The sequence below is a fragment of the Pseudomonas sp. Pseusp3 genome (assembly GCF_047304225.1).
Lineage (GTDB): Bacteria > Pseudomonadota > Gammaproteobacteria > Pseudomonadales > Pseudomonadaceae > Aquipseudomonas > Aquipseudomonas fluorescens_CD.
On sequence record NZ_JBGLYV010000008.1, the window covers coordinates 58,871 to 71,465 of the forward strand.

The 12,595-nt window shown below is 59.6% G+C and carries 12 protein-coding genes; 5 read left to right on the top strand and 7 right to left on the bottom strand.

From position 1 onward, the window contains the following. Positions 1–2: 2 nt before the first annotated feature. From ACCD00_RS04830 to ACCD00_RS04850, 5 genes are all read right to left on the bottom strand, one after another. A complete protein-coding gene (locus ACCD00_RS04830) occupies positions 3–959 on the bottom strand; it encodes a fumarylacetoacetate hydrolase family protein (RefSeq protein WP_413422371.1) in 957 nt (318 codons plus the stop codon). A 140-nt stretch (positions 960–1,099) separates the two neighbouring features. Then, positions 1,100–2,191: a VOC family protein gene (locus tag ACCD00_RS04835; protein ID WP_413422373.1), complete on the bottom strand. Its 1,092-nt coding sequence runs from the start codon at positions 2,189–2,191 to the stop codon at positions 1,100–1,102. Positions 2,192–2,277: 86 nt separating this feature from the next. Continuing rightward, positions 2,278–2,892: a TetR/AcrR family transcriptional regulator gene (locus ACCD00_RS04840; protein ID WP_413422375.1), complete on the bottom strand. Its 615-nt coding sequence runs from the start codon at positions 2,890–2,892 to the stop codon at positions 2,278–2,280. 276 nt (positions 2,893–3,168) lie between these two features. Beyond that, positions 3,169–3,816: a TetR/AcrR family transcriptional regulator gene (locus ACCD00_RS04845; RefSeq protein ID WP_413422377.1), complete on the bottom strand. Its 648-nt coding sequence runs from the start codon at positions 3,814–3,816 to the stop codon at positions 3,169–3,171. Between the two features lie 2 nt (positions 3,817–3,818). After that, entirely contained in the window at positions 3,819–5,477 is a 1,659-nt protein-coding gene (locus tag ACCD00_RS04850; RefSeq protein ID WP_413422379.1) for a bifunctional 3-(3-hydroxy-phenyl)propionate/3-hydroxycinnamic acid hydroxylase, read from the bottom strand. A 261-nt stretch (positions 5,478–5,738) separates the two neighbouring features. Between ACCD00_RS04850 and ACCD00_RS04855 the strand changes: the two genes are divergently transcribed. From ACCD00_RS04855 to ACCD00_RS04875, 5 genes are all read left to right on the top strand, one after another. Further along, on the top strand, positions 5,739–6,224 hold the full coding sequence (locus ACCD00_RS04855; protein ID WP_413422381.1) for an adenosine-specific kinase: 486 nt from the start codon (positions 5,739–5,741) through the stop codon (positions 6,222–6,224). Positions 6,225–6,554: 330 nt separating this feature from the next. After that, positions 6,555–7,115 (top strand): FMN reductase, encoded by a 561-nt coding sequence (msuE, locus tag ACCD00_RS04860; RefSeq protein ID WP_413422383.1) that lies wholly within the window; start codon positions 6,555–6,557, stop codon positions 7,113–7,115. A gap of 11 nt (positions 7,116–7,126) precedes the next feature. Further along, on the top strand, positions 7,127–8,272 hold the full coding sequence (ssuD, locus tag ACCD00_RS04865) for an FMNH2-dependent alkanesulfonate monooxygenase (protein WP_413422385.1): 1,146 nt from the start codon (positions 7,127–7,129) through the stop codon (positions 8,270–8,272). Next, the gene (locus tag ACCD00_RS04870; RefSeq protein ID WP_413422387.1) at positions 8,269–9,504 is read left to right on the top strand and encodes an acyl-CoA dehydrogenase family protein; all 1,236 of its coding nucleotides are present in this window, start codon (positions 8,269–8,271) and stop codon (positions 9,502–9,504) included. The genes ssuD and ACCD00_RS04870 overlap by 4 nt, the downstream gene beginning before the upstream one ends. 12 nt (positions 9,505–9,516) lie before the next feature. Further along, a complete protein-coding gene (locus tag ACCD00_RS04875) occupies positions 9,517–10,620 on the top strand; it encodes a sigma-54 interaction domain-containing protein (RefSeq protein ID WP_413422389.1) in 1,104 nt (367 codons plus the stop codon). A 31-nt stretch (positions 10,621–10,651) separates the two neighbouring features. Here ACCD00_RS04875 and ACCD00_RS04880 read toward each other — a convergent pair whose 3' ends face one another. After that, a complete protein-coding gene (locus ACCD00_RS04880) occupies positions 10,652–11,713 on the bottom strand; it encodes a methionine ABC transporter ATP-binding protein (protein ID WP_413422391.1) in 1,062 nt (353 codons plus the stop codon). Between the two features lie 110 nt (positions 11,714–11,823). After that, on the bottom strand, positions 11,824–12,594 hold the full coding sequence (locus ACCD00_RS04885; protein WP_413422393.1) for a MetQ/NlpA family ABC transporter substrate-binding protein: 771 nt from the start codon (positions 12,592–12,594) through the stop codon (positions 11,824–11,826). Position 12,595: the final 1 nt, after the last annotated feature.

The window sequence follows — 12,595 nt, forward strand, 5'->3', positions numbered from 1 at the left end:
CTTCAGGCTTCCTCTACGACTCGGTTGCGTTGCACACCCAGGTCAATCACGCCATCCGCACTGCGAATGCGTGCCTCGACCACGTCTCCTGCCTTGAGATACTGCGTCCGCCCTTCCTGCGCCTTGAGGAACAGCTTCCACTTGGTGGCTTCCGGCATCAGGGCCGCAATGCGCTGTTTGGCGGGCGAAGGGATGGTCAGCGCGCATCCCGCCGGAGTACCGGTGGCGATCAGGTCGCCGGGGGCGAGATCCTGGACAGAGGAGAGTTCGCTCAGGGTTTCAGCGGGGCCATACACCAGGTTGGCCGTGCTGTCGCTTTGTCGCACCTCGCCGTTGACCGTCAGGCGCAACTGCAATGCTTTCAGGTAACGCATGTCCTGGGCGCCCAGCAGGCAGAGATACGGGCCGACCGGGCCAAACGTGCGGAAGCTCTTGCCCTTGTAGAACTGCATCTGCGGGATCTGAATGTCGCGTGCCGAGTAGTCATTGACGATGACCACACCGGCAATGAACTCATGCAGGTTGGCGTCGTTGACGGTCACTGCGCCGCTGATCACGCGTTTCATCACCAGCCCGAGTTCGATCTCATAGTCAAGGAAACGGACGTTGCGCGGCTTGATCAGGACGCTGTCTGCGGCCACCAGGCAACTGGTCGCCTTGGTGAACATCATGTTGTATTTCTTCGCATCCGGGTCCATGCCCGACTCGATCATGTGCTGTCGGTAGTTGGCCCCTTGGCAGACGAACTGTTGATTGCGGGTCACCGGCGACAGCAGCTTCACTTTGTGCGCCTCCAACTGAGTACCATTCAGTTGAGCGAGGTCATCGATACTGTTCTGGCTGATGAAGTCACCCGTGGTCTCAAAAGTGCCCGGGACAATCGTGATACGGTCCTGGCGCAACACGCCCCAGTGGATACCGTTCTCAAACTCAAAGCGGACTACGTGTACAGCAGACATTGAAGGTACTCCTGGAGCAGCGTTTGTCCCGCGCTCGATGGCGCGAGAACTGTGGTGTTGTTCTGAGGGTGAGTTGGCGACGCTGTCGATCAACGGGCCACCGGCCATACCGTGTAGCGTTGCCCGACATGGCGGCCGCTCTACCCGAACATCCGCATCAGCGTGATCAACTTGCGAATCGTCAAGTCCGGGCTGCGCCGCAGGTTGCGGATCAGCGCTCGTACATTGCTGAAACTCATCCTGGGCTTGGTAAAACTCTTGGGCATGCGCTGCCCCCACTGCGCCATTGCTTCGGGGCTCACGGGATGGATGCCCGTAGGCTGCATGGCGGTAAAAATATCCCCGTCGCAGTAGTGCTCGTGCTTGTCACCCCAGGGGTCTTGCCAGTAATCGAAGATCTGACTGCCCAGGATGTGCCGGCCGATTCCCCATGAGTGCTCCCAACCCCGCTCTCGCAGGACCCGTTGCCCCATGCCCACCGCGTCGGCGTCGACGACCTCATAGGCGCTATGGCTGTAGGTCGCCATGAACCCCTGGGCGATCGCGAGCGTATGGTGATCCGCAGGCTTGTCACCGAGATCGAGGCGCATGAAAGCGACGATGGGGGTGCCGTCGGGGAGTACCTGCACATCGCTGGGAATGAACCCGAAATGCCGGGTGTACCAGGCACAGGTCGCCTGATAGTCGGCCACTTCGACGACGATATGACCCAGTTTGATGACTTCAGGCGGTGCAATCGGCGTGCGCTGCGTGGCGTTGATTCGCGATTGCTGTTGCGCCAGATTCCAGGGAAGCGGAGCTCTGTGTTCCAGGTTTTCACTGGGCGTCTGGTCGCAAACAGCCTCGACAATAAAACCGGAAGGATCGGTCAGCCTGACGTAGTGGCCGCCACCAGGGTGGGTCGGGGCCTCGACAGAAGATGCCCCTGGAATTTGCGTCAGCTTTTCCAGATCCCTGAGCGATCGAACTGCCAGGCCGAACCCGATAAAACCTGCCTTTTCTGCACGGTGCACGCGGTAACAATAGGCAGTTGGCGCTGTGCCGCGCAGATAGAGCATTTCGGCGTTCTGATGACTGACGGTCAGACCGAAGTCCGTCAGGAAGTGCGCCGCCTCATTCAAGTCCGGCCTTTGAAAAATCAGATGAGTCAGACCCTGGGCCTTCACCGTCGGTTGCGGATGTCGGGCAGGTTGTGGCGTCGTCAACTGGGGGATTTCATTTTTGTTGTTCATTGTTCTTGTTTTCCGGTTTTTTCGGGCAAAGCGTCCCCGAACCCCTGAAAATGCCAGGGGTTTGTTCGTGGTGTCGGTTACTGCGTTTAGTCGATCGGAGGAAGCGTCGGCAACTCTACGGTCGCCAGCGCTCTAGCCTCCTCGAGAGGCACGCCCAAGGCCCGCAGCACGAGTTCGGCCGTGTCAGATCCCGATTCGCGCCATGTTCTGTGCCCTTCCAGAACCAGGAAAATGGAGCCGAGGACACTGCTCGATATCAGCGTAAGAACCGAGAGCAATTGCTCTTGCTGAAACTGGTACCGGCCGGTGGAAAGTCCACTCAGAAGATCCGTCGTCGCCTGGCTGGAAAACATTTCACGCAACGAAGCGTTGCTCATGGCGAACTTATGGATGAATGCCCCCCAGTGGGAGTCTTCGTGAGCCCGACGGATGAAGAACCGGATGCCATTGGCCAGGCGTTGAGCGGGATCGGAGAGGGAGTTGAAGCTCTTGTTGACCCGTTCATGCATCTCTCTCGCGAGATGGCTGGCGACCGCCTCGAACAGGCCTTCCATGCTCTCGATGTTGCTATAAACCGTGCCGCGCGCCACCCCTGCCTCTTGCGCAAGGTCGAGGATGTTCACTTGCGAGGTGCCTTTTTCCGCGAACAAGCGAAAAGCGGCCTGGTGAATGCGGCGCTGTGTTGGATTCAGAAGTTCCACGGTCTCTCTCCAGAATTGCCTTATGGGTCAATTGAACACGCGTGTTCGATTGACGTCAATCTGGTTTTTGCAATGAGAGGCTATTTTTTCGAATAAAAATCGCGACCGCCCTTTATTTGTCTTATTTAGCGAAGGGCTTTCAAGGCGATAGGGCGAATTTTAGATACATTCGCACTGAAATACTTGAACACGCATGTTCAGAAGCTAATGCAGTCGCAGGGCGGTCCATCAAGTCGCCTGATGCCAGTCGCGTCGTTGATCAGGCAAGAACCCAGATCAGGCAGGTAGTGGCTTTGCAGCGATTTTCCGGGCTTTGGGAGGCGTTACGCCCAGCGCCTGGAGGATCATTTCGGCGACCCGCACATCGTGCTCCAGCACTGCACGGCCCTCGACAATCGCGCGCATTGCCCCGGTTGTGCACGATACGACCATATCCAGGGCGATGCCTTCTTCCTCGTAAGTGAAAATGCCCTCCCGCAGCCCTGCACGCAGGTCGCCAAGCACATGGTCAGCCAAACGCGAGCGCATGGCCTGGTCGTAATGGATGATGCGCAGCAACGCATTCGCCCATTGGTGGTCAGCAGCGGCCCGACACACGAACATGCGTACGCCAATCGAAAGCCGCTGTGCTCCGCACTGCACGTCCGTGCTCAGGACGGAAATGGCGTCAGAGAACTCGGCGGCCATGGCAATGCCCACCGCTTCGAGGACTTCATCACGCGTTCGGAAATAGTTGTAGATGGTGCCGTTGGATACCGCCGCCTCGGCGGCGACTTCGAACAATGCGATCTCCCCCACCTCCTTGCGTGCGACAAGTCGCAATGCCGCGTCCATCAGACCGCGACGGGTGCGCTCACGCTTCTTGTGCCCCCTGGTGAGAGGTTCTGGCGCAGCAGCTTCTAAAGGAGGTGTGGGGAAATCCATGATCAAGCTCGTAATTTAATCGGCTCGTTGATAGTAATGGAAACGCCGTCAGGAGTGGCGTCATCACTCATCAGCAGGCCCCGACAGTCTCGAAGGAGCTTGCTGGCCTCTGTGCCTGGGGCGTGGTGCATGATGATACGGTCAGGACGAACCGCGACCAGCGTTCCTTTCGCAGCCAGCGGCAGGATGTCATGGTTCATGTCTTCGATGAAGTCACAACGGCCGCCGGAGCGTTGACCGCGGGAACGGACCTCCAGGAAGTGACCGCCCATCTTTTCCCAGCAAACGATCTGATCAGTAGTGAGCAGTGACAACGGGTCGACACCGAATCCAACCAGGGTCAGGTTGTCTCCCAGTGCATCGTCGCTCAGCTTGATCTGCTTTTGCAGGGTGCGAATCCAGGCTTGGGGAAACAGGCTGCCACGTACCAGCTTGTCACCCCGACGATGTTGCACGAACAGGCCGTGCTTGAAGGTGTTCTTCGGTTTGATGTCCAACTGCTCGAAGTACCTTCTGGTCGCGGGAGTCAACGCCAGCATGCGCATCAAGCCGTGGATGAAGAACGCTGCGATCCTGTTCTTGGGCATGACCAGACGGCCCATCATTTTTGCCAGATTGATCATCGCCTGAGCATGCGGGCGACGCTCTACATCGTAGGTATCGAGTATCGCCGGCGCGGCGTGGCCACGAAGGACCCAAGCCAGCTTCCAGGCAAGGTTGGCGCCATCACGAAGGCCCGCTACGAGACCCTGCCCGACGAAGGGAGGGGTAATGTGCGCGGCGTCGCCAACGAGGAACGTACGTCCCTTGCTGAATCGGTTGCAGCAACGAGCGTGGAATCGATACACCGCCTTGCGCTCGATTTCCAGTTCCTGCGGATTGACCCATGGCGCAATGAGCCGGGCGATGCTTTCCGGGCTTTCCAGCTCCTCCCGGGATTCACCGGGTTGCAACATGAATTCCCAGCGTTCCCTTCCACCGGGGGCAGGCATGTGTGGCGTGGGCCGCTGCGGATTACAGATAAACTCAATGTGATCAATGGCTGACTGATGCCGGTTTTTCGCATCGACAATCAGCCAGTCCTCTGCATAGGTTTGTCCTTCGAACTCCTGGCCGATCAGCGCCCTGACCCTGGAACTGGCGCCATCCGCACCGATCAGGTACCGGGCGCGAACAGCATGCGAGTGCCCATCCTGATCCCGTACGGTGGCGACCACGCAATCGGCTTCCTCGACCAGACCCTCCAGTTCGAAACCACCCAGGCTGGTCACTGATTTCAGTCGGGAAACCTGGCCACGCATCGCTCGCTCGAGGTCGGGTTGATAGAAGGTCACAAGCTTGGGATGGCCGTCGATACACCCTTCTGTATTGGCTCGACCGAATTGCCCGAGGACCGGAGAGTGCATCTTCACTTCCGGGATAACGATCTTCTCGAAAGCGTCCTCCGACAATCCGGCGAGTTGCAGGATACGCAGGGCCTCGTTGTCCAGAGCAATGGCACGAGGCATCAGTACGATTTCATGGAGCTTGTCCAGCACCAGGGTCGTAACCCCGTAACGGCCGAGCAGCGCCGCGATTGTCGCACCTACCGGACCGTAACCGACGACCAGCACATCGACGGCGGAGGGAGGCAATTGGGAAACTTTTTTGTTGTTGTTCATCTCGAGCCCTTGTTGTGATTGAAGTCGTGAGGCGCGCAGGTCTCATCGTCAGGCATCACCAAGGTATGCAATATTGAGAGATATTTCAATATTGACGCTTTTGTCATTAAGCTTTCAATCATTGCCAATCCACAGGAAGAGGCATTCAGGAGCGCCAGGGACTTGCGAATCGAGTCCGTGAACGGAGCAATAACCAATGAGTAGCTATGCTTGATGTGTCGCCAGCCCCTGATAGCAACATCGTGAAAGGAGGTGTTTGAAATGCAACTCATCACGTTGAAAATCGATAAGCCGGAAGTGACGAACTTCATTTTGGGTCAGACGCACTTCATCAAGTCCGTCGAGGACATCCACGAAGCGCTGGTCAATGCCGTGCCCGGTATCCAGTTTGGCGTGGCCTTTTGTGAAGCCTCCGGCAAATGCCTGGTGCGGTGGTCTGGCACCGATGCCTCAATGATCGAGCTTGCGCAGAAGAATGCAAAAGCCATCGCCGCAGGCCATAGCTTCATCGTTTTCCTGGGCGACGGTTTCTATCCGCTGAACGTGTTGAACACCCTCAAAATGGTCCCGGAGGTATGCCGTATTTTTTGTGCAACGGCCAATCCAACCGAGGTGGTTCTCGCCGAGACGGAACAAGGGCGCGCCATCCTGGGCGTCGTGGATGGTTTGCGTGCCACTGACATTGAAGGCGATGAAGACATCCTGTGGCGCAAGAACCTGTTGCGGCAGATTGGCTACAAGCAGTGAGGCGGGTGCCGGGTCTCGACTGATTCGTCTCCGATGAACCGCCCTCCCACCGCGCCGGTCAAGCAGTCCCTCACATAAAACCAATAGGAATAATAAAATAATTATTAATTCCTTTGAAGAATATAAACAATCTCCTATAACTGTCCGAAACCGGACACCTCGCAAGTGTTCCCTGGCAAACAGCACTTCAACAAAAATTGCCCGACAGCAACACACCAACCAAAAAAATCAAATAAAACCCTTTAGTTTCATATAGATAAATATTGGTTCGGTTCTTGCTGAGTACTGCCACCGACTCTGTTTGTAGAGCGACAGCACAGGAATCAGACAATGACTGCCCCCTTGAACGTAATCGCAGTATCCGGCGGTGCCTACCGCCCTTCTCGTACCCAGGTTCTCAGCCAGGCCATTCTCGACGAGGTCGCAAACCGTCTGAATATCGTTGGCCGGGTCATCGAGCTTGCCGATCTCGCCCGCGCCGTGGGTGGCGCCCTCAGCCGCAAAGAGCTACCTGCCGAAGTCGAGGCACAGTTGCAGGCCATCGAAAACGCCGACCTGTTGATTGTCGCTTCGCCGGTTTATCGCGGTTCCTATCCGGGCCAGTTGAAGCACCTGTTTGACCTGATCGGCCAGGACGCCCTGATCGACACGCCGGTGCTGCTCGCCGCTACTGGCGGCAGCCCTCGTCACGCGCTGGTGATCGATCACCAGTTACGGCCGCTGTTCAGCTTCTTCCAGTCGCTGACCCTGCCGTTGGGCGTGTATGCAAGCGAATCCGACTTCAGCAATTACCGTATCAACTGCGACCTGCTCCAGGCCCGCATCGGCCTGGCCGTAGAACGCGCCCTGCCATTTTTCAGCAGCCACCAACGCTTGCGCCAGAGCGCCTGAGGAGCAGAACGATGAATGTTTTCTGGTTCCTCCCAACCCACGGCGACGGGCACTTCCTTGGCACCAGCCAGGGCGCTCGCCCGGTGACCCTCAACTACCTCAAGCAGATTGCCCAGGCGGCGGATGGCCTGGGCTATTACGGGGTGTTGATTCCGACCGGGCGCTCCTGCGAGGACTCGTGGGTCATTGCATCGGCCCTGGCCCCGCTGACCGAACGCCTGCGCTATCTGGTGGCGATTCGCCCGGGGATCATCTCGCCAACGGTGTCCGCACGCATGGCCGCCACCCTTGACCGGTTATCTGGCGGGCGCTTGCTGATCAATGTGGTGACCGGTGGTGACCCCGACGAAAACCGTGGCGATGGCATCCACCTCAGCCATGCCGAGCGTTATGAAGTCACCGACGAATTCCTGCAGATCTGGCGCCGGGTGCTGCAAGGTGAATCCGTGGATTTCCATGGCAAGCATTTCCAGGTGGAAAACGCCAAGGCGCTCTATCCACCCGTGCAGCGACCTTACCCCCCGCTCTACTTCGGTGGCTCTTCGGACGCGGCCCATGACCTGGCGGCCGAGCAGCTCGATGTTTATCTGACGTGGGGTGAGCCGCCGGCTGCGGTGGCCGAAAAGATCGCCGATGTCCGCGCCCGTGCAGCCAGGCATGGACGGACCGTGAAGTTCGGTATCCGTCTGCATGTCATCGTGCGCGAGAGCGCAGCCGAAGCCTGGCAGGCCGCCGACCGACTGATCGAGCACATATCCGACGAGACCATTAGCGCTGCGCAAAAGTCATTCGCACGCTTCGACTCCGAAGGCCAGCGTCGCATGGCCGCCCTGCATGACGGTCGCCGGGACAACCTGGAAATCGCCCCCAACCTGTGGGCTGGCGTCGGTCTGGTGCGCGGTGGCGCAGGCACGGCACTGGTCGGCGATCCACAACAGGTGGCCGCACGCATCAAGGAATACGCAGACCTTGGCATCGAAAGCTTCATCTTTTCCGGTTATCCGCACCTCGAAGAAGCCTATCGCTTTGCCGAACTGGTGTTCCCTTTGTTACCCGAACCCTATGCCAGCCTGGCAGGTCGGGGAGTGACCAATCTCACCGGGCCCTTCGGCGAAATGATCGCCAATGATGTCCTGCCACGGACACAGAACGCATGAACCTGTCACCCACCAGCCACCACAGAACCAACGAGGAATTGCGCGTGAGCCCCCAACCACAAACGACTGTACTGAGCCCCTTGCAGATCGCGCGCAAACTGGCCGCCACCTTCGCGCAAACCGCCGCCGAACGGGACGAGCACGGCGGTACGCCGAAGGCCGAGCGCGATGCCCTTCGCCACAGCGGCTTGCTGGCCCTGAGCATCCCCACCCGGTTCGGTGGCCTGGGTGCCGACTGGAGCGAGACACTCGGCGTAGTCCGTGAGTTTGCCAAGGTCGACAGCTCGATCGCCCACGTCTTCGGCTTCCAGCACCTGATGCTGGCAACCGTGCGCCTGTTCTCGCGGCCCGAACAATGGCAACCCTGGTTCGAACAGACCGCCCGCAACAACTGGTTTTGGGGCAATGCCCTCAACCCGCTCGACACCCGCACCGTGGTGAAATCGTTTGATGGATGGCGTGAGTTTTCCGGCAAGAAAAGTTTCTGCTCCGGTGCCAGCGACTCGGAAATGCTGATCGCTTCAGCGGTCGACGAAAACGCCGGCGGCAAGCTGCTGATCGCTGCCATTCCCAGTGGCCGGACCGGCATCACCCTGCATGGCGACTGGGACAACATGGGCCAGCGGCAGACGGACAGTGGCAGCGCCACCTTTGAACGCGTACGGGTGGAAGAGTCTGAGCTGCTGCTTGATCCAGGCCCCCTGAGTACGCCGTTTGCCTGTCTGCGCCCACTGATCGCCCAACTGCACTTTGCCCACATTTTCCTCGGCATCGCCGAAGGGGCGTTCGAGGAAGCACGTCATTACACCCTCAAGGAGGGACGCCCGTGGTTCACCTCCAAGGCCCGCCATGTCAGCGAGGATCCCTACATCCTGCGCCACTACGGCGAGTTCTGGGTCGGCCTGGAAAGCGTGCGTGTGCTGGTTGAGCGTGCCGCGGCACAACTCGACGAAGCCTGGCGCAAGGGACACGGCCTGGGCAGCGAAGAGCGTGCGCAACTGGCGCTTTCGATCGCCTGCGCCAAAGTGGCAGCGACCCGTACCGGCCTCGATCTGTGCACCCGTCTGTTTGAAGTCACCGGGGCCCGGGCGACTCATGCCTCACTGCGGTTCGACCGTTATTGGCGCAACCTGCGCACCCAGACGCTGCATGACCCGGTGGACTACAAGATTCACGAACTGGGTGACTGGGCGCTGAACCAGAACCGCCCTACCCCTACTTTTTACTCATGAGCGAGGGAGCCCATGCAACTGCTGACTCTGCCCCCATCCCCATCGTTGGCGACGTCGATCCGCGCCACCGCCCAGGTCTTCGAAGACCCCAAGTCGCAAGCCTTGCTCGCCCATTTGCAACAGGTTGCGCCGAGCGAGGCCAGCGTCCTGATCATTGGTGAAACCGGAACCGGGAAGGAGTTGGTCGCACGCCATATCCATAACCTCAGCCGGCGCAGCCAGGGTCCTTTTGTGGCCGTCAACTGCGGCGCCTTCTCCGAATCACTGGTCGAGGCCGAACTGTTCGGCCATGAGAAAGGCGCCTTTACCGGCGCCATCAGCGCCAAGCCGGGCTGGTTCGAAGAGGCCAACGGCGGCACCCTGTTCCTCGATGAGATTGGCGATCTGCCAATGCCTGTGCAGGTCAAGCTGCTGCGTGTGCTGCAGGAGCGTGAAGTGGTGCGACTGGGGTCGCGCAAGAGCATCGCGATCAACGTCCGGGTGTTGGCGGCGACCAATGTGCAGCTGGAGAAAGCGATCAACGCCGGACATTTCCGCGAGGACCTCTACTACCGCCTCAACGTGGTCAGCCTGCATCTGCATCCGCTGCGCGACCGCCCCGGCGACATTCTGCCCCTGACCCGACACTTCATTCGTACATACAGCGAACGCCTGGGGTATGGACAGATTGCCCTGAGTGCCGACGCCGAACGCAAGCTGGCGGACTATGGTTGGCCCGGCAACATTCGCGAACTGGAAAACGTCATCCACCACACCTTGCTGATCTGCCGCGACGGTCTCGTGCGGCAGGAGGATTTGCGCCTGTCGAACTTGCGTATCGAGCGCCAGGAGGAAAGAGTCAGCACCTCTGAAGAATCTGCCCAGGCGCTCCTGCAACGGGCGTTCAAGCGACTGTTCGAAGAACACCAGGGGGCGCTTTACGAGAAGGTCGAGGACAGCTTGCTGCGCGCCGCCTACCAGTTCTGCCATCACAACCAGGTGCATACCGCCAGCTTGCTCGGTCTCTCGCGCAACGTGACCCGGGCACGCCTGATTGCCATCGGTGAACTGGTGGTCAACAAACGTCGCACCACCGATCACGAGCCGGACAATCGGGTTATCCAGCTATCGATTTGATTGCCCGGCACTGCCGCCGCCGAAGGCCGACTCAGGCGCCGGCCTGCTCGACCCGATCGGCAATCTGTCGTGCCTGTTGCAGCAACACGTCCAACCCACCAACGGTGGCCTCCACGCGCACCCGCAGGCAACCCAGCGCGCGACCCTGGATGCGCTCGATACCGCCTTGCACCAAATGCGTCCGGCAGCCGAACAGCGCGGCGATGGCCGACAGCTCCGGCTCGTGGCCGCTGGCACCGGTGTAGTGCAGATCCAGCAGTATTTCGGCCGGCTCCTGTGCTGATGGCTCCGGCGCTGACGACACGTCATGATCAGCAGGCAGCAACGTGCCAAGCAAGGCGCGGGTGACGTGGTGTCGAGGGTCACCGAACACTTGCCAGACGTCGCCCTGCTCCACCACCCGGCCATGCTCCATGACCACCACACGGTCACACAGATCGCGGATCACCTCCATCTCGTGGGTGATCAGCACGATGGTCAGCCCCAGGCGCCGATTGATATCGCGCAGCAACGCCAGAATCGCCTGGGTACTCTCCGGATCGAGTGCCGAGGTTGCCTCGTCGCACAGCAGCAAATCGGGCTGCAACACCAGCGCACGGGCAATGCCGACCCGCTGTTTTTGCCCGCCGGAGAGTTGTGCCGGGTAAGCGTCACGCTTGTCCTCCAGACTCACCAGACGCAACAGTTCGTCAACTCTTCGCTCGCGCTCGGCGCGCCCGATGCCCGCCAGTCGCAGCGGCAGGCCAACGTTGTCGCCGACGGTCCTGGAGGCCATCAAGTTGAAATGCTGGAAAATCATCCCGGTGCGCTGGCGCAAACCGGCCAGGCGTGCGCGATCGAAGCCGACGATATCCTCGCCCTCGATCAATACCTGGCCGCTGCTCGGTTGTTCCAGACGGTTGAGTGAGCGCAGCAGCGAGGATTTTCCGGCGCCGCTGCGACCAATGATGCCGAACACTTCACCGCGGCGAATGTCCAGATTGATGTCGTGCAACGCTTGCACGCTCTGCTGCCCGACCCGGTAATGCTTGCCCAGCCCCACCAGGCGTATATGCACGGCAGCGGCCAGGGCCTGCGGATTGAAACTGACCATGAATGAAAGTCCTGCACAAACAAAAGTGACCACGCCCCCGACACCCGCGGGGCGTACGCTAAAACGCGTGCACCGGCACCTCACGGCACCGGTGGCACGCCGGCCACCGGTCAGAAGCCGGGAGCGATCTGGCCCTTGTAGCGAGTCAGGATGAAATCGCGCACTTGCGGCGAGTTCAGTGCCTTGGCCAGTTTCTGGATGCCGGGATCTTTGATGTTGTCCGGGCGGGCGACCAGGAACTCGACGTACAGGTCCTTGCCCTTCTCGACGATCAGCGCGCTGTTGGTGTCGATACCGGCCTCCAGTGCGTAGTTGGCAAATACGAAGGCCAGATCCACCTGGCTGACCGCACGGGCCAGCAACGCACCTTCCAGTTCACGTATCTTCAGCTTGTGCGGGTTTTCGGCGATATCGTGTTGCGTCGACAGGGTATTGCTCGGGTCCTTGAGCTTGATCAACCCCGCCTCGTGCAACAACACCAGTGCGCGCCCGGTATTCACCGGGTCGTTGGGGATGGCGACACTGGCGCCTTCCGGCAGATCGGCCAGTTTCTTGATCCGGGTCGAATAGGCACCGAAAGGCTCGATGTGCACACCCACTACCGGCACCAGATCGGTATGGCGGGTCTTGTTGAAGTCATCGAGGAACGGCCGGTACTGGTAGTAGTTGGCGTCCAGGTTTTTCTCGGCCAGTTGCAGGTTGGGCTGGATGAAGTCGCTGAAGACTTTGATATCCAGATCGACACCTTCTTTGGCGAGCGCCGGTTTGACGAATTCCAGAATCTCCGCGTGCGGAACCGGGGTGGCACCCACCACCAGCTTTTCGTTGGCGTGGGCGCTCAGGGATAAAACGGCAGCGAGGGCGGCCAGGGTCTTTTTCATG

What these genes read in the sequence shown, in the direction of transcription:
- ACCD00_RS04830 (WP_413422371.1), bottom strand. Translation starts at nt 959, where the DNA reads ATGTCTGCTGTACACGTAGTCCGCTTTGAGTTTGAGAACGGTATCCAC.
- ACCD00_RS04835 (WP_413422373.1), bottom strand. Translation starts at nt 2,191, where the DNA reads ATGAACAACAAAAATGAAATCCCCCAGTTGACGACGCCACAACCTGCC.
- ACCD00_RS04845 (WP_413422377.1), bottom strand. Translation starts at nt 3,816, where the DNA reads ATGGATTTCCCCACACCTCCTTTAGAAGCTGCTGCGCCAGAACCTCTC.
- ACCD00_RS04850 (WP_413422379.1), bottom strand. Translation starts at nt 5,477, where the DNA reads ATGAACAACAACAAAAAAGTTTCCCAATTGCCTCCCTCCGCCGTCGAT.
- ACCD00_RS04855 (WP_413422381.1), top strand. Translation starts at nt 5,739, where the DNA reads ATGCAACTCATCACGTTGAAAATCGATAAGCCGGAAGTGACGAACTTC.
- msuE (WP_413422383.1), top strand. Translation starts at nt 6,555, where the DNA reads ATGACTGCCCCCTTGAACGTAATCGCAGTATCCGGCGGTGCCTACCGC.
- ssuD (WP_413422385.1), top strand. Translation starts at nt 7,127, where the DNA reads ATGAATGTTTTCTGGTTCCTCCCAACCCACGGCGACGGGCACTTCCTT.
- ACCD00_RS04870 (WP_413422387.1), top strand. Translation starts at nt 8,269, where the DNA reads ATGAACCTGTCACCCACCAGCCACCACAGAACCAACGAGGAATTGCGC.
- ACCD00_RS04875 (WP_413422389.1), top strand. Translation starts at nt 9,517, where the DNA reads ATGCAACTGCTGACTCTGCCCCCATCCCCATCGTTGGCGACGTCGATC.
- ACCD00_RS04880 (WP_413422391.1), bottom strand. Translation starts at nt 11,713, where the DNA reads ATGGTCAGTTTCAATCCGCAGGCCCTGGCCGCTGCCGTGCATATACGC.
- ACCD00_RS04885 (WP_413422393.1), bottom strand. Translation starts at nt 12,594, where the DNA reads ATGAAAAAGACCCTGGCCGCCCTCGCTGCCGTTTTATCCCTGAGCGCC.